The organism is Litoribaculum gwangyangense (assembly GCF_039543505.1).
In the GTDB taxonomy this organism is placed as follows: Bacteria; Bacteroidota; Bacteroidia; order Flavobacteriales; family Flavobacteriaceae; genus Litoribaculum; species Litoribaculum gwangyangense.
On sequence record NZ_BAABJW010000001.1, the window covers coordinates 654,773 to 674,047 of the forward strand.

Here is a 19,275-nt window from a genome sequence, read left to right on the forward strand (position 1 = left end):
TTATGGCAGCGAATTTATTTCTGTAATAATATATCCATTTGTTAAATTAGGATTTTCGTATTTTGCTCTTTCTTTCGCCTTTTCCACAGTAAGCCTATTGGCATTTTTGAAATATTTTAAATTTTTATTTGAAAAACTAAAAATTAAAAACAACAAGTTTTTATTAATAATAATTCTATTATTTTTAACTCCATCATTACATTTTTGGACTTCTGGCTTATCAAAAGAAGCATTAGTTTTTTATTTAATGTGCGAAGTTTTATTTGAAGTTTACAAAAATAAATCAATTTCAAATAAGTTAATTTTGTTATCCATAGCCATTTTATTAATAAGGCCATATTTGTTTTTCATTTTAAATGGGGCTTTATTTATTCATTTCTTGATTAATTCCAAAACTTCAAAATCTAATAAATTAAAATTTATTTTCATCTCTATTTTAATTTTCGGTATAACTATGCCAATTTTAATGAAGTTTTTAGGTTTAAATTCGCTCTCCTTAGATTCAATTGAGTATGGGTTTAACCTATTAGTCCAATACAGCAGCAACGCTGGTTCATCTTCAATAGACATATTGAACTCATCTTATTTAGAAAAATTATTTTTGGTTTTATATCGACCCTTATTCCTAGATGCTCGCACAATTTATCAATATATAATTTCTATGGAAAACGCCATTTTTCTAATTTTGACAATAAAACTTACAATAGATGTTTTTAGGTATTTAAAATTAATTAAATGTTTTAAGAATGCGAGTTTTTTAATCATAGCGATAGTGGGATTGATTCTTTTTTACAGTATTTACATGTATAATTTGGGCTTAGCTTCAAGAATGAGAGTTATGTTTTTGCCTTACATATATATCTTGATTTTCATGTTTTATTATCGAAAAGGAGAACTTTTTAAACACAATTGATGAAAAAGTTATTAATAGTAGTAAACGTGGATTGGGCTTTTATTTCTCATAGATTAATTATAGCAGAACATGCTGTAAGAAATGGCTGGGAAGTTTACGTCGCCACTAATGATACAGGAAGGGCGATGGAAATAATAGATAAAGGTATAAAATTCATCCCTGTTAATATTTCAAGATCAGGCACTAATATTTTACAAGAAATAAGGACAATTTTTCAATTCTACAATATTTACAGTCAGATAAGACCGGATGTTGTGCATCATGTAACATTCAAGCCAGTAATATATGGAAGTATTATTTCGAAATTATTAGGAATTAAAGGGACCTTAAATGCTATAAGCGGGTTAGGTTATAATTTTACAAGCAACAGAAGAGGTTTTGTGCAAAATATGATGATTATCCTAATGAAATTTGGTTTTAGACAAAAGAATTTGGCAGTGATTTTTCAAAATGAAGATGATTATAGGGAGGTTCTCAGTTTAGGGGTCATAAATAAAAATAATAAGATAAATTTTATCAAAGGCTCAGGAGTAAATTTAGATTTGTTTAGATATACTCCACCAGTTAAAAAAGAAAAGTTACAAATCTTATTACCTACCAGAATGCTTTGGGATAAAGGGGTTGCTGAACTTAGAGAAGCTTCAAATATTCTAAAGCATAAATATAGGGATAGCGTTATGTTTATTTTGTCAGGGATTGCAGACAATGATAACAACGCTGGTGTTTCTGATAAATATTTAAAAGATTGGGAGGAGCCAAATTATGTAAAATGGATAGGGTTTGTTAAAGATATGCCGGAAGTTTACAGTGCATCAGATATTGTCGTCTTACCCTCATATAGGGAAGGTATTCCCAAATCATTAATTGAAGCATGTGCTGCAGGAAGGCCAATAGTAACCACCAACTCCATAGGATGTAAAGAATGTGTGGATGAAGGCATAAACGGCTATAAAGTGCCAATAAAATCAACTGTTGAACTTGCTGTGGCCATAGAAAAATTAATACTTTCAGAGTCTGATAGATTGATAATGGGTAAGAAATCTAGAGAAAAGGCCGAGAAAGAATTCTCAGAAATCACCGTGGTTAATCATCATTTAAAAATTTATAATAATTTACTTAATATAGATTGGGTAAAAAAATAAATAAATAATGAAAGTTTTAGTAACTGGAGCATCGGGATTCTTAGGTAAATATATTATCTCAGAATTAGAATTTTTGCAATTTGACATTTCTACAGTAGGGAGAAATGAAAGTTCGACTTATGTGGCAGATTTATCCAGTGAAATAATAAGCCTTAATGAAAAATATCACTTAGTAATTCATTGTGCAGGTAAAGCACATATGGTTCCCAAGACAGAAGCAGAAAAAAAGGCTTTTTTTGACATAAACTTAACTGGAACAAAAAACTTAATCAAATCATTAAAACATAAACCAGATTATTTTGTCTATATAAGTTCAGTTGCAGTTTATGGGTTAGATTATGGCATAAATATTAATGAGGAGGCAGCATTAAATGCAACCGATCCCTATGGAAAAAGTAAAATAATGGCGGAGAAAGAAATTTTAGTTTGGGCTAGTAAACATAATATTATTTTAACTATTTTAAGACTTCCGCTATTATTAGGGTTTAATCCTCCGGGAAATTTAAAAGCCATGATTAAGGCTATAAGAAAGAAATATTATTTTAATATTGGTAATGGTGCGGCCAATAAATCAATGGTTTTAGCTAAAGATGTGGCAAAATTTATTCCTGAAATAATTAAAGAGGGAGGTATTTTTAATTTAACAGACGGCCATCATCCATCTTTTAAAGAGCTTTCACATAACATAGCATTATTTTATGAATCACGATTACCCATTACATTGCCAAGTTTTGTTGTTTTAATTATGGCTCAGTTTGGTGAGTTAATTCAAAATTTGTTTAAAACAAATATGCCTTTAAATAAAAGACAATACTTAAAAATGACAAAATCTCTAACTTTTAATGACAAAAAAGCTTCTAATTTAGGATGGAAACCTAAAAAAGTTATTAATAATCCAGAGGAATGGTTAACAATAAAAGAATAAATTTCATAAGGTCATAAGTATGGTTAAAATAGCATTCATAGTAATTTTTCTTTTTTTTGCTGAATACATATATCTAAGAATCGCTAGATTTTATAAAATAAAAGATGACCCAAATCATAGAAGCGCACATTCAAGTCCAACATTAAGAGGAGGGGGTATAATTTTTATACCAGCTATTTTACTTTTTATTATATTTTTTCCAAATGAATCATCAAATTATCATTATATAATAGCCTCTATCCTATTAGTAGCAATTATTAGCTTTATTGACGACTTGGTTAGTCTCTCTACCTCTAAAAGGATGATAATTCATTTCATAGCCTTTACTTTAATTTTTTACGACTTACATTTTTTTAATAATTTATCTCTATTAACAATTTGTTTTATAACGCTATGTTATTTGTTTTCATTGGGTTTTTTAAATATTTATAATTTCATGGACGGCATCAATGGAATGACTTTTTTAAATGCCTTAGTGACTTTTTCAACTTTTCTCATAATAAACAGATATGTAATTGAATTTACTGATTCCAATTTATTACTCATATTAATATCATCAACATTGGTTTTCGGTTTTTATAATTTCCGATTAAAGCCTAAATGTTTTGCGGGTGATGTTGGAAGCATTACCATAGGTTTCGCTATTATTTATTTGATTATAAAATTATTTTTAGAATCAAATAGCTTTATTATTTTTTTGATGCTTGGAGTTTATCTTCTCGATGGAGGGTGGACTATCATTGAGCGAGTAATTAGGAAAGAAAACGTATTAAAAGCACATAGAAGACACATGTATCAACTATTTGCTAATGATTTAAAAATGAACCATTTAAAAATATCTACAGGATATTTTATGGTTCAGACCTGTTTAAATATTTTAGTTGTTTATTCAATAATAAGTAACCCCTTTAATGATTTTTTTATTTTGTTATCAATCATGTCTTTAATGACCATAGTGTATTTTTTAGTTAAGATTAAAGTTTACAAAAAAATAGGATCAACTGAGCATAATGAAAAATAAAATAACACTTTCTAATCCTCATTTAAGCGGTAAAGAGCTTGATTATATTAAACAAGCATTTAACACAAATCAAGTCTCTAATTTTGGAGAGAACATAATAAATTTTGAAAAACAATTAGAAAAATATCTAGGTCAAAACTCTAATGTGGCTTGTCTTTCATCAGGTACTGCTGCTATTCATTTAGCTTTAATCATGGCAGGTGTTAAAAATGGTGATGAAGTAATTTGCCAAAGTATGACTTTCTCTGCATCTGTAAATCCAATAATTTACTTAGGTGCCAAACCCATATTTATTGATAGTGAAACCTCCACTTGGAATATGTGCCCTCTCTATTTGGAAGAAGCCATAATAGACCGAATTTCAAGGGGCACCAAACCAAAGGCCATTGTTTTGGTTCATTTATATGGCATGCCTGCAAAATTAGAAGAGATTGTCGCTATAGCAAAAAAGTATGAAATAACATTAATTGAAGATGCTGCAGAGGCTCTAGGTTCAACCTATAAAAACCAAAAATGTGGAACTTTTGCAGATTATGGAATACTATCTTTTAATGGAAATAAAATAATAACAACCTCAGGAGGAGGTGCTTTGATTACTAAAAGCCCCAAAACCAAAGAAAAGGTGTTGTTTTTAGCTACGCAAGCCAGAGATTATGCGCCTCATTATCAACATTCAGAAATTGGTTATAATTATAGAATGAGTAATGTTTTAGCCGGTATTGGTAGAGCCCAGATAGAAGTTATAAATAATTATGTTGAACTTAGAAGATCTAACAAAGATTTTTATAAAAGCATTTTTAAAGATTTAGAAGCAATAACTGTTTTTGAAGAACCAAATAGCGACTATTTTTCAAACCATTGGCTAAGCTGTATTGTTATTGAGAGTGAAATAGCTGGATTTAATCGAGAAGATTTGAGATTAAATTTATTAAGAAGTAATATTGAATCAAGACCTTTATGGAAGCCCATGCATTTACAACCTATTTTTGAAAAATTTCCTTTTTATGGCGGTAACGTTTCTGAAGATATATTTAAAAAAGGTTTATGCTTGCCATCAGGTTCTAATCTCACAAAAAAAGATAAAGAGTTTATTTCAAAAACATTGAATAGCTACTTAAATTCCTAAATTTGCATCAATACTCATTTTATGTTAAAGGATAGGCTCGTTAAAATTAAAGAAACCATTAAGTTGTTTTTAAGGTATACCCCTTTTAACTTTAGCTTTGAAAACATAGGATATATCCCCAGATGGTTGGTGTTTTGGTTTGATTTACAAATAACTGCATTTGTACTAATTCTTGTTGGAGTTATCATCAATAATTATTCACTTTCTTTTTTGAACAAACAGTTTATACCTGCTTTTATTGTAGCATTATCTGTTACGGCTATTTGTTTTATCATTTTAAAAACATACGTAGGCTTAATAAGACACTCAAGTTATATTGATGCTGTAAAATTATTTTTCGCCTCTTTTTGCTCGGCAATATCATTGTTTTTAATAAACTTTATAAGTTTTAAAGTAAAAGGTAATTTCCTCTACGAACATTTATATTTAATACTATTTTTTTTAGGTCTATTTGTTGGTTTATTTTTATTTAGAGGGCTAGTAAAGTTGGTTTACACACAATATTTGTCTAAAAACCCATCAGGTTATGAAAAAGTATTTGTTCTAGGAACATCACAAAACTCAATTTCAATAGCTGTTGCAATAGAGAATGAGTTTCCAAAAAGATTTAAAGTAATTGGGTTTCTAGATAGGGATGAAAAAATTGCAAATAAAAGAATATTTGGAATGCCCATATTTGTCTTAAAAAGAAAAGCTCATGTACTAATCAGGGCAAACAACGCAACAGGTTTAATTGTTCTTGAAAATGATTTAAAAAATGAAGAAAATATTCGACACATAGAAGATTGTTTGGAACATAACCTTAAGATATACAGAGCTCCTTCAATATCAGAGTTTGACTTGAATGAAGGGATAAACAAAAGAATTCAAAATATACAAATTGAAGATTTACTTGAGAGAAAGCCAATAGAAATAAATAACAATAAAATATTAGGATTAATAGAAGGAAAAATCATTTTTGTTACTGGTGGGGCTGGTTCAATAGGTTCGGAAATCGTAAATCAATTAGGGAAATACAACCCAAAAAAACTTGTGGTTATTGATCAAGCAGAAACCCCTTTGCATAACTTAACTTTAAAATTTGAAAATAAATTCCCAGAATTAGATTTTATTCCAATTATTTGTGACGTTAGAAATAAAGAGAGGTTAGATTATTTGTTTAAAACCTTCAGGCCAGATATCATTTATCATTGTGCCGCTTACAAACATGTGCCTATGATGGAGAAAAACCCATCGGAATCTGTTTTAGTAAATATTTTGGGTACAAAAATTTTAGCTGATTTGTCTGCTAAATATGATGTAGAGCGCTTTATAATGATTTCAACAGACAAAGCTGTTAACCCAAGTAACGTTATGGGTGCTACAAAACGAGTTGCAGAGATGTATGTTCAATCGTTACACAATTATTTAAGAGACAAGTCGAAAACAAAATTTATTACTACCAGATTTGGCAATGTGTTAGGTTCTAATGGCTCAGTAGTCCCTCTATTTAAAAAACAAATTCAAGAAGGTGGCCCTGTTACTATAACACACCCCGATATTATCAGGTACTTTATGACCATACCTGAAGCATGCCAATTAGTTATGGAGGCCAGTACTATGGGATTAGGAGGCGAGATATTTATTTTTGATATGGGTAAGGCGGTTAAGATTTTAGATTTAGCTAGAAAAATGATTCTCTTAGCGGGATTTACTCCAGAAAAGGACATTAAAATAAGAGCCATTGGCTTAAGACCAGGAGAAAAGCTTTATGAAGAGCTATTGAACGATAAATCCATTACACTTCCTACATATCATGAAAAAATAATGATTGTCAAGGTAAATAACGATCAATATGATTTTATTGAAAAACAAGTAAATCAAATAATAAGTGCTTCTAACGAAAATCAATCAATAAAAATTGTAAAAAGAATTAAAAAACTTGTACCTGAATATAAAAGTTTAAACTCAAGTTTTGAAAAATTAGATACTTAACTTTTTTTCAATTGCAATTTTCTCATTATTATTAGTTGGTTTTTGCATTGATTAGTTTAGATTTACTTTCATATTTTTACCTCAACAAACATTTATAAACATGAAAAAAATATTAATTACAGGAGCCGCAGGTTTTTTGGGTTCTCACCTTTCAGATCGTTTTGTTAAAGAAGGGTATAAAGTTATTGGGATGGATAACTTCATAACTGGAGACATGAAAAATATAAGTCACTTAAAGAACAATCCAAATTTTGAGTTTATAAATCACGATGTTACTGAGTACATTAAAATTGAAGGAGACCTTGATTATATACTTCATTTTGCATCGCCTGCAAGCCCCATTGATTATTTAAAAATACCAATTCAAACTTTAAAAGTTGGTTCATTAGGGACTCATAACTTACTAGGTTTGGCAAAAGCCAAAAAAGCCAGAATGCTTATAGCATCTACTTCTGAGGTATATGGAGACCCATTGGTACACCCTCAAACAGAGGATTATTATGGCAACGTAAACACCATTGGTCCTAGAGGCGTTTATGATGAAGCAAAGCGTTTTCAAGAATCAATTACCATGGCATATCATAGGTTTCATGGCTTAGAAACTAGAATCGTTAGAATTTTTAACACCTATGGACCTAGAATGCGACTGAATGATGGTCGAGTAATTCCAGCTTTTATGGGGCAAGCTTTAAGAGGCGAAGATTTAACAGTTTTTGGTGATGGTTCTCAAACTCGTTCATTTTGTTATGTAGACGATCAAGTAGAAGGCATTTACAGATTGCTTTTAAGCGATTATGTTGAGCCTGTAAATATTGGTAATCCCCATGAAATATCAATAAAAGATTTTGCAGAAGAAATTATTAAACTTACCGGTACTAACCAAAAAATAATCTATAAAGATTTACCAGTTAATGACCCTATGCAAAGACAACCAGATATAACTTTAGCAAAAAAATTGTTGGGTTGGGAACCAAAAGTTGATAGAGCTGAAGGCATGAAAATTACTTACAATTATTTTAAAAACCTCACTGAAGACGAACTTTACAAAAGTGAGCATAAAGATTTTACTAGCTATATTAATAAGTAGTAATTTAGCTTATGGACTATAAGCGAGGAAGATACTCATGGCTCTTAAGACCAATACTGATTATATATGATCTTTTCGTCATAAATATTTTTGCGTTTTATCTACTGAGTTTTAATGAAGAGAATTTATATTTCTTTTCAAAATCATTTCTCAATGATAAGAATTTACTTTATGTCTTATATTCTACTTTCTTTTGGTTGTTGTCAACTTTTTTTTTAAAGTTCTATGAGGTATACAGATACACTTCCATATTTAACATCCTCACATTATTAATAAAACAGTTTTTGGTTTATTCAATAATTGTTTTTGCATTCATTGGTGTATTTAGAAGTATAAATCTACAGGCCTTTACTGTTTTAGAATATATTTTTTATTCGTTCACTGCCATAGCAAGTATTAAAATTCTTAGTTTTTATATTTTAAAATCCGTTAGGTCCTTTTTAAAAGGAAACTTGAGATATGTTGTTATCATTGGAAGTGGAGAAAGTATTTATGACCTTAAGAATATTTTATCAAAAAAAGAATTGGGCTATAATATAGAGGCAGTTTTTAGTAATTCATCCCAAGAAAACTTAACGGGAGATATTAAAGCAAGTTTTAAATTTTTAGAGAATAATCAACACATTGATGAGATTTATTGTGCCATTGATGAATTATCTGAAAAACAGGTAAATGAATATGTAAAATACGCAAATATTAATCATTGTAACATTAAGTTTGTTCCAAATACGCTTAAGCTTTATACAAAACGACTCAATACAGATTACTATAATTATCTGCCTGTTTTATCTATTCAAGAAGCCGCATTAAACAATGATTTTAATAAATTTCTAAAACGTGCTTTTGATGTTCTATTTTCATTATTTATAATATTGTTCATCCTTTCATGGCTATCTATTTTGCTATTTATTCTTATAAAACTAGAGTCTAAAGGCCCATTGTTTTACAGACACAAAAGAAATGGAATAAACTACAAAGAGTTTTACTGTTACAAGTATAGGTCTTTAAGTGTAACGAAAGAAATTAAGGGAACCTATGTAAAGCAAAACGATTCTCGTGTCACTAAAATTGGCAAGTTTTTAAGAAAAACAAGTATTGACGAGCTACCTCAATTTATAAATGTATTAAAAGGGGAGATGAGTGTTGTGGGACCTAGACCCCATATGTTATCATATACAGATGATTATTCAAAAAAAATTGATAAATACAATTTTATTTTCAGACACCATGTGAAACCAGGCATTACAGGATTAGCCCAAATAAAAGGCTATCGAGGAGAGGTAGAAAAAGATACGGATATTATTAATCGAATAAAATATGATAATTTTTATATTGAAAATTGGTCATTGTTACTCGATGTAAAAATTATTATACAAACACTTTTGAATATCATCAAAGGTGAAGAGAAAGCTTATTGAATAATTCCAATTAGAGATTTAAGCTGTGTATTAAAATTAAAATTATCAATAGCCGTTTTTTGAATTTCTTTTTTATATATCTTATTAATATTAGAGGTGTTTATTTTGGAAATAACGGTATTTAAATCTTTATAATCTCCAGCTTTTGCTATCCAACCCAGTTGGAATTTTTGTATAATATTTTCACCTTCTCCGCCTCCAAAATAAATCATTGGCAATCCCAAGCGAGCATATTCAAATATTTTAGAAGGAACCGAACCATAAATCCTGTTTAATAAAGGAATAATGGCGATATCATATGTTATTAATTCTTGATGCAGTTCTTTTCTAGAGATTTCGCCATGATAGATGATATCTAATTCTGGATTGTTTAAAATTAAAGTTTCAATGTTGTTTTTCTCGGCACCCGCACCATAAATATGAAGTTGAATATTCGAATAATCTAATTCTTGACACAATTTGTAAACACCTTGAGCAATACCCAATAACCCAGCATAAACCATTTTTAGTTTATTCTTGGATTGATTAGTTTCAAATATTTCAGTTGGGTTGAAATCTGGATAATTACGATATAAAAAGGTGTCTTTTTCAGGAAAGATAGAATTTACATGAATTAAAATTTCTTCACTTTGCCCTAAAACCAAATCAGCGTTTTTATAATTAAAACGCTCAATTTTTTCTAAAAAACCATAGGCAAGATTCTTTTTTAAAGCGCCTAATTCTAAACCAGCAATAGGCCACAAATCACTTACATTTAAAATCAGTTTTCTCTTTTTTGAATTTAGAAGTAAAACTGAAGTAAATGCAACCAATAAAGGAGGAGACTGTACAATGACTGTTTTAGGAATTTTGTTCCAAACAAAAAACCAAATTAAACTAAAACTATATGATAACATGGCAATTAAGCGCAACAGCTTATTTTTGGAATTACTAGCGTAAATCCATAGTCTATGAACATTGATATTGTTTTCAGTTGAAGATGCTTTAAAACACCCTTTGTAAGTTTCAAACACTCTTCCTGTTGGGTAGTTTGGAAGGGGTGTAACAACCGATACTTTAAAGTTATGTTTTTGGAGCCCTTCGGCTAAATGAAAAATACGGTTAGAGGCGGCTCCGGTTTCGGGCGGAAAATAATTAGTTATGATGAGGATTTCCTTCATTATAACGAGTATAATGCTATAATATGTTGTACAATTCTTTTGGCAGCCTGACCATCCCATAATTCTGGCACTTCTCCTTGTTTCCAAGTGCCAGAAAGCAGTGTTTTAAAAGCATCATTGATTTTTTCAGGATCATTTCCAACTAAAATATTCGTTCCTAAATTACAAGTTTCCGGTCGTTCCGTGGTGTTTCGTAAAGTAATGCATGGAATATTCATTACAGTAGCTTCTTCAGTAATTCCTCCAGAATCTGTTATCACTGCCAAAGAATTTTTCACTAAATAATTAAACTCTAAATAGCCTAGAGGTTCCACATAGTGCAGGTTTTTAAAATTCAAGTCCAAATCCTTTAAAAGTTTTTGAGTTCTGGGGTGAACTGGAAAAATTATTGGATAGCTTTTTCCAAGCGTTACTATTTGAATAATTAGTTTTTTTAAAATCGTTCTTTCATCAACATTGCTAGGTCTATGAAGTGTCATGACCAAATATTTTCTGTCACTTAATTTTAAATTTTCCCAAAAACTAGGCTTTTTTAATTGCTTTTTATTTTTAATAAGCGTGTCAATCATCACATTTCCAACAAAGAAAATATTGGATTTAGAAACCCCTAATTTTTCCAGATTTTGGTTGGCATAAACTGAGGTAGTGAAAAAATAATCAGTTATACTATCGGTAACAATTCGGTTTATTTCCTCAGGCATTTTCGTGTCACCCGATCGAATACCCGCTTCTACATGGGCGACTTTTATGTAAGCTTTTTTAGCTACAATAGCACAGGCCATCGTTGAGGTTACATCACCTACAACCATTACCAAATCACATGGGTTCTGTTCTAACTCTTTTTCAAAACCAATCATAATGGCGGCAGTTTGCTCCGCTTGGGTGCCACTTTTAACCTCTAAATTAGCATCAGGTAAGGGAATATTTAATTCTTCAAAAAAAGTGCTGCTTAGGTTTTTATCGTAATGCTGTCCTGTATGTACTAGGCGATAATTAATATTGAAACCTTCCTTTTTTTTATTTTGGATAGATTCAATAATGGGGGCAATTTTCATGAAATTTGGTCTTGCACCTGCTACAATTGTAATATTCATGTATTTTTATTTAAGTAGGATGTAAATTGCTTTAATTTACCACTTTTTGAACGAATGAGATTGTCTTGTCTTTCAAAAACAATGGTTAATCCTTTTTCTAGATACTTTTCTATTTCGATAGATATCTTTTTTATCTTTTCTGTTGAGAGCTCTTTATTACTAACGTAAATAATCCTAAAACTATCAAGTTCTAACTGCTCAATAACAAATTCTTTTATATGCCCGTCATCTTCAATAATACTTTTTGTAATATAGTAAAAGGTTAGACCAGCTGCTTTTTTTCCACTTGGTAATATAACCATGTGATTGGTTCTGCCTATAAGTTTTTCAAGAATAGGTTTTTTAAGAGTACTTTTTTTAGATAGAGTCCCTATATCACCAATTTCATATCTTATAAATGGTTGTGCTTTGTTATAAAGGGATGTAATTACAATACGACCTTCTTTTCCGTAAGGTAACACATTGTTTTTATCGTCTAAAATCTCTACAAAAAGAGTTTCGCTATTTACTTGCCATTCACCATCTGGATTTTCAAAAGCAATTAAATCTAATTCCGAAGCTCCATATTCGTTAATTATAGGTACTCCAAATTGAGTTTCCATAAGTTTTTTATCATTTTCAAAAAGCATTTCAGAAGTGACCATACAGGCCTTTAAAGTTGGACAAACCTGTTTTAAAACTACATTTTCTTTATTAAGAAATTTAGCAAATTGCACAATGGAACTTGTGTACCCATTGATATAATCAAAAGAAGTGGTTTCAAATTTTTTTAAATTTCTTTTTAATGCTACATCGCTTAAATCAAACACATTAAATCGGGTTCGGTTACTTATGAAGTCTTTTAATTTCTCTTTGTAAAAACCTTTTTTATCTAGTGGAATACCATAAAAACGTGCTTGTTTTGAGGTGCTAAAATCTAAATGAAACCACCGAAAGCGGTTTTGTATAATAGCCCAAGTTAAGGCATGACAAAATTTATCTTTGGCAAAAATAAAAGGGTCTCCAGAAGAGCCAGAAGTTTTGTTAATGTAAACATTTTTTAGAGTAACATTATCTGACAATCTGCTTTTTAAGGGTTGTTGTAAATCCCTTTTAGTCATAACAGGAATGCTATCCCATTGTTCTGGGTTTGCACCTTTTGCAAAGTTTTTATAAAATGGGTTTTGTTTTAAATGAAATGCAACAATTTCTTGCTTTTTAGATTCTAGATAAGCTTCAAATTCAACATGGTTTTTTGCTTGAATATCCTTTAATAGATGTTTAGCTTTCTGTATGGGAAAGCCATTTAATCGCAAGGACATATCAAATAAATTCAAATTAAAAAACATTATGACGTAAAGTAAATAAAAAATATTCGTGTAATAGAGGCATTAGTTTTATTTTTGTGCAAACAACAAACTCCATGAATATTTTAATTTTAGGTTCTGGCGGAAGAGAACACACATTTGCTTGGAAAATAGCTCAAAGCCCAAAATGTAAAAACTTGTATGTAGCACCCGGAAACTCAGGAACCTCTGAGATCGCGACGAATGTAAACATAAGTGCTAACGATTTTGAAGCCATCAAAAAATTGGTTTTAAAAGAAGGAATAAACATGGTTGTTGTGGGTCCTGAAGACCCACTAGTTCAGGGGGTTCATGATTATTTTTTGAACGATGAAAGCATTAAACATGTATCGGTAATTGGACCACAAAGAATTTCAGCTCAACTAGAAGGTAGCAAAGAGTTTGCCAAAGAATTTTTGTATCGACACCAAATTCCAACAGCAGCATACGAGAGTTTTACGAAAGACACCGTTGAAAATGGTTATGCCTTTTTAGAAACATTAAAACCACCTTATGTTTTAAAAGCCGATGGTTTGGCAGCGGGTAAAGGCGTTGTGATTCTTAATGATTTAGATGAAGCTAAAGCCGAATTAAAAAGTATGCTTGTTGATGCAAAATTTGGTCAAGCCAGTAACAAAGTAGTTATTGAAGAATTTTTAGATGGTATTGAGTTAAGCTGCTTTGTATTAACCGATGGTAAAAACTATAAAATATTGCCTACCGCCAAAGATTACAAACGTATTGGTGAAGGTGATACCGGATTAAACACAGGTGGTATGGGAGCGGTTTCTCCAGTACCTTTTGCTACAGACGATTTTCTTAATAAAATTGAAGAACGCATTGTAAAGCCAACTATTAATGGTTTTGAAAAAGACCATTTGCCGTATGTTGGTTTTGTATTTATAGGATTAATAAAAGTTGGAGACGACCCAAAAGTAATTGAATACAACGTACGCATGGGCGATCCTGAAACAGAAGTGGTTTTACCAAGGCTTAAAAATGACTTTGTTGACATTCTTCAAGCGATGGCCAACGGAACTTTAGATAAAATCAATATCGAAATTGATGAACGAGCGGCTACAACTATTATGTTAGTATCGGGTGGTTATCCGGAGGCTTATGAAACAGACAAGGAAATAACAGGCGTTAATTTAATTGAAGATTCCATTGCGTTTCATGCGGGCGCTCAACTTAAAGACGGTAAAATAGTTACCTCTGGAGGACGTGTTATGGCCATTACTTCTTATGGGAATACCTATAAAGAGGCCATAAAAAAATCTTACCAAAACATAGAAAGATTACATTTTGATAAGATGTATTATCGTAAAGATATTGGTTTTGATTTATAAATAAGAATGAGCAGAAATGCTTTTATCTTCTTCATTATTATTGTCAAAAATTCTAAGTTGCCCCATCCAATAAACCATGGCAACAAAACCAACAATGAGGAATAACCAAGAAACAGTATTTGCTGCAAACCAGTTTTCTAGCTCTAAAGCTCTTAAAGCATCATAAGGCGCGAAAAGTACATTTACAAATAAATCTTCTATACCGTAAAAGAAATCTTTCATAGGGTGTCTTTATTATTTTATAACCGTTAGTTACTATATTTACAAAGCAAAAATACAAAAACAGTTAATGATAACAAGCTTTTTTAATAAATCTAAACCAATAAATTTTGTTATTGTTTTTTTTATTACGCTTTTGGCTTTTTTAATAGCCAAGCTTAATGTGATAGAGGATGCTATAACATTTTTGGGTTTTATTAAGCAAGCGATTATTTTGCTTCTTATTTATGCTTCCATTCTACTAGTAAATTTCATAGTAAGTAAGAATAGTTTAACAAAGAAAAACAATTATGAAATTTTGCTATTTAGTTTGTTTTTACTTTTAATTGTTCCAACTACAAGTCATACCAATATTTTAATATCAAACTTTTTTGTGTTATTGGCATTAAGAAGAATCATGAGTTTACGTTCTCAAAAGGAAACTAAAAAAAAGCTTTTTGATGCGGCTTTTTGGATAGCTATTGCATGTTTGTTTTATTTTTGGGCCATTTTGTTTTTTGCTATAATACTTGCGGCACTTGTGTTTTATTCAGATAATAATTTAAGGCACTGGATTGTGCCTTTTCTGGGAGCTTTAACGGTTTTTACATTATCAATAGCGGCTTCTGTTGTTTTTTATGGCAGTTATTTCAAGATATTTAACATATCTCCTCAAATTAGTTATGATTTTAGTAGTTACAATACCTTTCAATATATTGTAGCTATTACTATTCTTTTGTCTTTTGGGGCATGGTCTTCTATTTTTTATTTAAACAACATAAAAAAGAAAAAAAAAGCATTTAGAGCATCATTCAAAATAATCATTATTGCTGCAATAATTGCTTTTTTAATTGTAATACAGACGCCCGATAAAAACGGCAGTGAGTTTTTATTTTTATTTGCGCCGTTAGCAATTATAATAACCAATTACATCGAGATTATTCAGGAAAAATGGTTTAAAGAAGCATTTGTTCTAGTTCTTGTAATTGCGCCTTTTTTTCTCTTATTGTTGTAGTTTTTCCCCAAAAGCTAAGTCGCCTGCATCTCCAAGGCCAGGAACTATATAGCCTTTTTCGTTTAATTTTTCGTCAATGGCAGCAATCCATAAATGAGTTTTTTCATCAAAATGACTTTCTACAAAACCAATACCTTCTTGTGCGCCTATGACACTTATCAAATGAACTTCTTTGGGTTTTCCGAAAGGTTTTAAAGCCTCAAAAGTGGCAACCAAAGATTGACCTGTGGCAAGCATTGGATCTGCCAAAACAAGAGTTTTGTTTTCCAAATCTGGGCATGCTAGATATTCAACAATAATTTCAAAACTTTCAGGATTATGTTTATGGTGCCGGTAGGCCGATATAAATGCGTTTTCAGCAGTGTCGAAATAATTGAGTAACCCATTATGTAAAGGAACACCTGCTCTTAAAACAGAGCACAAAACAATATCGTTTTTCGGTAAGTTGATTTTAGATGTTCCTAATGGTGTTTTAATATTTATGGGTTCGTAGTTCAAAAATTTGCTCATTTCATAACCTAAAATCTCCCCTATGCGTTCAATATTTCTTCTAAAACGCATGCGGTCCTTTTGAATATTAGAATCTCTTATTTCAGAAATAAAGGTATTTAAAATAGAGTTATGTTGCGAAATATTGTGAATGTGCATGTTTGTATGTAGTTTTTTTCAATAGTAAAGTTAATTATTATGGACTATATTTGCACATTAAATTTAACACAACATGTTTACAAGTAAAGCCAACAAAATATTTCAAGACGTTATTGAAAAATACCACATCATAAATACCGTTGACCAATCATTTGAAAACCCCTATCCAAAAAGTGATTTAATCGAACATTTACTATATAGAAAATGTTGGATTGATACCGTGCAATGGCATTATGAAGATATTATTCGCGATCCACAAATAGTCCCTGTTGCAGCACTGAAATTAAAGCGTCAGATTGATGCTTCAAATCAGGACAGAACGGATATGGTAGAATATATTGATAGTTATTTTTTAGAGAAATATAAACACATAACTCCAAAAGCTAACGCAACAATTAACACGGAAAGCCCAGCATGGGGAATAGATAGATTATCCATTTTAGCTTTGAAAATCTATCACATGAATGAAGAAGCTATTCGTCAAGATGCCTCTGAAGCTCACAGAGAAGCCTGCCAAAAAAAGTTAGACATTTTATTGGAGCAACGATTAGATTTATCTACAGCTATAGATACGCTTTTAAGTGATATTGAAAAAGGCGATAAATACATGAAGGTATACAAGCAGATGAAAATGTATAATGATGACGAGCTAAACCCAGTACTTCGTTCACAGAAATAGAACACCTGCTAAAACAGGAATCCCATTAATTAAGTTGAGATGCCAGAACCAAAACACATTCTCGTTATTCGCCTCTCAGCCATGGGAGATGTAGCGATGACGGTTCCTGTTTTAAGGGCATTAACCCAACAACATCCTGAAGTAAAAATCACTGTTTTAACCCGAGGCTTCTTTGCTCCTTTTTTTAGGGATTTAAAAAATGTGACGGTTTTTCCTGCTGATTTAAAACGAGAGCACAAAGGCATTTTCGGCCTTTATAAATTAGCACGACAACTTAATAAAGACCATACATTTTATGCAGTTGCTGATTTGCACAGCGTTTTAAGAAGTAAGATTTTAAAAAAGTTTATTAGATGTAAGCGGTTTATTTCTATTGATAAGGGCCGAAAGATGAAAAAGGCTTTAACACTTGGTGCCTTTTTTGAACCACTTAAAAACACGCATCAGCGTTATGCCGAGGTTTTTAAATCATTGGGTTACGCCATTGATTTATCGAATCCTACATTTCCTGAAAAAGCTATTTTGAGTAAAAAAATTCAGAAACTAATATCAAGGGATTCAAAAAAAATGATTGGGATAGCGCCATTCGCCGCTCATGAAGGTAAAATGTATCCTTTAAATTTGATGAAAATTGTTATTGAGACCCTTTCAAAAGATTATAAATTACTCCTTTTTGGAGGTGGAGAAAATGAAATAATTGTTTTAAATGATCTTGAAAACGCCTATGACAACGTGATTAATGTTGCAGGTAAACTATCTTTAGATGAAGAGTTGGATGTGATTTCAAATTTAGACCTCATGCTTTCCATGGATTCTGGAAATGGCCATATCGCCGCCATGTTGGGCATAAAGGTTATAACCATTTGGGGTGTTACACATCCGTATGCTGGATTTGCACCATTTAACCAACCAGAGGATTATGCGTTACTTTCAGATAGGAATCAATTTCCGAAAATCCCAACTTCTGTTTATGGAAATAAGTATCCAGAGCATTACAAAGAAGTTTCCAGAAGTATTTCTCCTGAAACTGTCATTGAGAAAATAAAATCTATTATTTAAACATCATCGTAATCAACCACAATAGTTGGTGTGGTTGGGTGCGCTTGACAGGTTAAAATTAATCCTTCAGCAACTTCGGCTTCAGTTAAAATATTGTTTTGCCTCATGGTGGCTTCACCTTCTTTTATTCTCGCTAAGCAGCTACTGCATATACCACCTTGGCATGAGTAAGGCGCATCTAAATCTTCATCTAATGCGGCTTCAAGAACGGTTTGTTTTGGCGACATTTGGAAAGTAGTCGTTTCTTCATCAACAATAATGGTAATTTTGGTTTTACCACTTGTAACATCGTTTACTTCTTCTATGCCATCAGTTTTTGAGGTTTTGAAAAGCTCAAAATGAATTTTAGTTTTATCAATACCATGCTCGGTCAAAACATCTTTAACCGTATGAATCATAGCTTCTGGTCCACACAAATAATAAGCATCAACTTCAACATGTTTATGTTTATTTTTCATCACATAATTAACCGTGCTTTTTTCAATACGACCAAAAATTGCATCATCTTCATCTTGTTGACTAAACACAAACTGAATGGAAAAGCGATCTTTGTATTGGTGCTGAAGTTCTAAAAGTTCATTTAAAAACATAGTGTCTTCCGTTGATTTATTTCCATAAACCAAAATAACTTTACTGTGTATTTCTTCTTCTAATGCACATTTTATAATACTTAAAATAGGGGTTATACCACTACCTGCTGCAAAAGCGGCAATATTTTTTGTTTTGTTATCATTGGGTTCAAAAATGAATCTCCCTCTGGGGGCGGCAACTTCCAAAATATCCCCGACTTGCAATTTGTTGTTAGCATATGCCGAAAAAGTTCCATCTAAGACTTCTTTTATGGCCACTTTTAGTTCACCGCTTTTTGGTGAGGTGCAAAGCGAATAATCTCGACGAACTTCATTGCCATCTATATTCGTTTTTAAAGTAATGTATTGCCCTGCTTTGAAAGCAAAAGTGTTTTTTAAACTTTCTGGAACATCAAAAGAAATGCTAATGGATTTATTGGTTAATCGTTCAATATTTTTAATCGCGAGTTTATAAAATGAAGACATGTAAATTTATTTTTTGCAAAAATAGTGAAGTTGATTTTCAAATATTAACTTTGTTTGTAACAATTAACATAAAAAGTATACTAACGA

The 19,275-nt window shown here is 31.1% G+C and carries 17 protein-coding genes; 11 read left to right on the top strand and 6 right to left on the bottom strand.

Features of this window, described 5'->3' with window-relative positions:
* Nucleotides 1-912: 912 nt before the first annotated feature.
* From ABD963_RS02835 to ABD963_RS02865, 7 genes are all read left to right on the top strand, one after another.
* Nucleotides 913-2,055 carry a glycosyltransferase family 4 protein gene (locus ABD963_RS02835; RefSeq protein ID WP_345275939.1) on the top strand — a complete coding sequence of 381 codons (1,143 nt, stop codon included), beginning with the start codon at nt 913-915 and terminating at the stop codon, nt 2,053-2,055.
* Nucleotides 2,056-2,062: 7 nt separating this feature from the next.
* The gene (locus ABD963_RS02840; protein WP_345275422.1) at nt 2,063-2,980 is read left to right on the top strand and encodes an NAD-dependent epimerase/dehydratase family protein; all 918 of its coding nucleotides are present in this window, start codon (nt 2,063-2,065) and stop codon (nt 2,978-2,980) included.
* Nucleotides 2,981-2,999: 19 nt separating this feature from the next.
* Complete coding sequence (locus tag ABD963_RS02845) at nt 3,000-4,001, top strand: MraY family glycosyltransferase (protein WP_345275423.1); 1,002 nt, start codon at nt 3,000-3,002, stop codon at nt 3,999-4,001.
* Entirely contained in the window at nt 3,991-5,127 is a 1,137-nt protein-coding gene (locus ABD963_RS02850) for a DegT/DnrJ/EryC1/StrS family aminotransferase (protein ID WP_345275424.1), read from the top strand. The genes ABD963_RS02845 and ABD963_RS02850 overlap by 11 nt, the downstream gene beginning before the upstream one ends.
* Nucleotides 5,128-5,148: 21 nt before the next feature.
* Nucleotides 5,149-7,101 carry a polysaccharide biosynthesis protein gene (locus ABD963_RS02855; RefSeq protein WP_345275425.1) on the top strand — a complete coding sequence of 651 codons (1,953 nt, stop codon included), beginning with the start codon at nt 5,149-5,151 and terminating at the stop codon, nt 7,099-7,101.
* 100 nt (nt 7,102-7,201) lie between these two features.
* On the top strand, nt 7,202-8,188 hold the full coding sequence (locus ABD963_RS02860; RefSeq protein WP_345275426.1) for a UDP-glucuronic acid decarboxylase family protein: 987 nt from the start codon (nt 7,202-7,204) through the stop codon (nt 8,186-8,188).
* A gap of 11 nt (nt 8,189-8,199) precedes the next feature.
* Nucleotides 8,200-9,606, top strand: coding sequence for an exopolysaccharide biosynthesis polyprenyl glycosylphosphotransferase (locus ABD963_RS02865; protein ID WP_345275427.1), 1,407 nt, complete (start codon nt 8,200-8,202; stop codon nt 9,604-9,606).
* Here ABD963_RS02865 and ABD963_RS02870 read toward each other — a convergent pair.
* Genes ABD963_RS02870 through ABD963_RS02880 form a run of 3 tightly spaced genes read right to left on the bottom strand, consistent with a single transcriptional unit; the run spans nt 9,600 to nt 13,176 of the window.
* Nucleotides 9,600-10,766, bottom strand: a complete 1,167-nt coding sequence (locus ABD963_RS02870; protein ID WP_345275428.1) for a glycosyltransferase family 4 protein — start codon at nt 10,764-10,766, stop codon at nt 9,600-9,602. The two genes, ABD963_RS02865 and ABD963_RS02870, sit on opposite strands and share 7 nt — an antisense overlap.
* Entirely contained in the window at nt 10,766-11,860 is a 1,095-nt protein-coding gene (gene wecB, locus ABD963_RS02875) for a non-hydrolyzing UDP-N-acetylglucosamine 2-epimerase (RefSeq protein ID WP_345275429.1), read from the bottom strand. The genes ABD963_RS02870 and wecB overlap by 1 nt, the downstream gene beginning before the upstream one ends.
* The gene (locus ABD963_RS02880; RefSeq protein ID WP_345275430.1) at nt 11,857-13,176 is read right to left on the bottom strand and encodes a phenylacetate--CoA ligase family protein; all 1,320 of its coding nucleotides are present in this window, start codon (nt 13,174-13,176) and stop codon (nt 11,857-11,859) included. The genes wecB and ABD963_RS02880 overlap by 4 nt, the downstream gene beginning before the upstream one ends.
* Before the next feature lie 86 nt (nt 13,177-13,262).
* On the opposite strand from ABD963_RS02880, the gene purD reads away from it, so the two are divergent.
* Entirely contained in the window at nt 13,263-14,534 is a 1,272-nt protein-coding gene (purD, locus tag ABD963_RS02885) for a phosphoribosylamine--glycine ligase (protein ID WP_345275431.1), read from the top strand.
* Here purD and ABD963_RS02890 read toward each other — a convergent pair.
* Nucleotides 14,529-14,756, bottom strand: a complete 228-nt coding sequence (locus ABD963_RS02890) for a DUF6341 family protein (RefSeq protein WP_345275432.1) — start codon at nt 14,754-14,756, stop codon at nt 14,529-14,531. The genes purD and ABD963_RS02890 overlap by 6 nt on opposite strands.
* 67 nt (nt 14,757-14,823) lie before the next feature.
* On the opposite strand from ABD963_RS02890, the gene ABD963_RS02895 reads away from it, so the two are divergent.
* Entirely contained in the window at nt 14,824-15,747 is a 924-nt protein-coding gene (locus ABD963_RS02895) for a DUF6427 family protein (RefSeq protein ID WP_345275433.1), read from the top strand.
* Here ABD963_RS02895 and upp read toward each other — a convergent pair.
* Entirely contained in the window at nt 15,736-16,395 is a 660-nt protein-coding gene (upp, locus tag ABD963_RS02900) for a uracil phosphoribosyltransferase (protein ID WP_345275434.1), read from the bottom strand. The two genes, ABD963_RS02895 and upp, sit on opposite strands and share 12 nt — an antisense overlap.
* Nucleotides 16,396-16,468: 73 nt before the next feature.
* On the opposite strand from upp, the gene ABD963_RS02905 reads away from it, so the two are divergent.
* Complete coding sequence (locus tag ABD963_RS02905; protein ID WP_345275435.1) at nt 16,469-17,074, top strand: DUF4254 domain-containing protein; 606 nt, start codon at nt 16,469-16,471, stop codon at nt 17,072-17,074.
* Between the two features lie 39 nt (nt 17,075-17,113).
* Nucleotides 17,114-18,133, top strand: coding sequence for a glycosyltransferase family 9 protein (locus tag ABD963_RS02910; protein ID WP_345275436.1), 1,020 nt, complete (start codon nt 17,114-17,116; stop codon nt 18,131-18,133).
* Here the strand turns inward: ABD963_RS02910 and ABD963_RS02915 are convergent.
* The gene (locus ABD963_RS02915; protein WP_345275437.1) at nt 18,130-19,188 is read right to left on the bottom strand and encodes a 2Fe-2S iron-sulfur cluster-binding protein; all 1,059 of its coding nucleotides are present in this window, start codon (nt 19,186-19,188) and stop codon (nt 18,130-18,132) included. The genes ABD963_RS02910 and ABD963_RS02915 overlap by 4 nt on opposite strands.
* Nucleotides 19,189-19,275: the final 87 nt, after the last annotated feature.

Bases quoted from the DNA above. Each gene is read 5' to 3' on its own strand.
- ABD963_RS02835 (WP_345275939.1), top strand. From the start codon at position 913: ATGAAAAAGTTATTAATAGTAGTAAACGTGGATTGGGCTTTTATTTCT.
- ABD963_RS02840 (WP_345275422.1), top strand. From the start codon at position 2,063: ATGAAAGTTTTAGTAACTGGAGCATCGGGATTCTTAGGTAAATATATT.
- ABD963_RS02845 (WP_345275423.1), top strand. From the start codon at position 3,000: ATGGTTAAAATAGCATTCATAGTAATTTTTCTTTTTTTTGCTGAATAC.
- ABD963_RS02850 (WP_345275424.1), top strand. From the start codon at position 3,991: ATGAAAAATAAAATAACACTTTCTAATCCTCATTTAAGCGGTAAAGAG.
- ABD963_RS02855 (WP_345275425.1), top strand. From the start codon at position 5,149: ATGTTAAAGGATAGGCTCGTTAAAATTAAAGAAACCATTAAGTTGTTT.
- ABD963_RS02860 (WP_345275426.1), top strand. From the start codon at position 7,202: ATGAAAAAAATATTAATTACAGGAGCCGCAGGTTTTTTGGGTTCTCAC.
- ABD963_RS02865 (WP_345275427.1), top strand. From the start codon at position 8,200: ATGGACTATAAGCGAGGAAGATACTCATGGCTCTTAAGACCAATACTG.
- ABD963_RS02870 (WP_345275428.1), bottom strand. From the start codon at position 10,766: ATGAAGGAAATCCTCATCATAACTAATTATTTTCCGCCCGAAACCGGA.
- wecB (WP_345275429.1), bottom strand. From the start codon at position 11,860: ATGAATATTACAATTGTAGCAGGTGCAAGACCAAATTTCATGAAAATT.
- purD (WP_345275431.1), top strand. From the start codon at position 13,263: ATGAATATTTTAATTTTAGGTTCTGGCGGAAGAGAACACACATTTGCT.
- ABD963_RS02890 (WP_345275432.1), bottom strand. From the start codon at position 14,756: ATGAAAGATTTCTTTTACGGTATAGAAGATTTATTTGTAAATGTACTT.
- ABD963_RS02895 (WP_345275433.1), top strand. From the start codon at position 14,824: ATGATAACAAGCTTTTTTAATAAATCTAAACCAATAAATTTTGTTATT.
- upp (WP_345275434.1), bottom strand. From the start codon at position 16,395: ATGCACATTCACAATATTTCGCAACATAACTCTATTTTAAATACCTTT.
- ABD963_RS02905 (WP_345275435.1), top strand. From the start codon at position 16,469: ATGTTTACAAGTAAAGCCAACAAAATATTTCAAGACGTTATTGAAAAA.
- ABD963_RS02910 (WP_345275436.1), top strand. From the start codon at position 17,114: ATGCCAGAACCAAAACACATTCTCGTTATTCGCCTCTCAGCCATGGGA.
- ABD963_RS02915 (WP_345275437.1), bottom strand. From the start codon at position 19,188: ATGTCTTCATTTTATAAACTCGCGATTAAAAATATTGAACGATTAACC.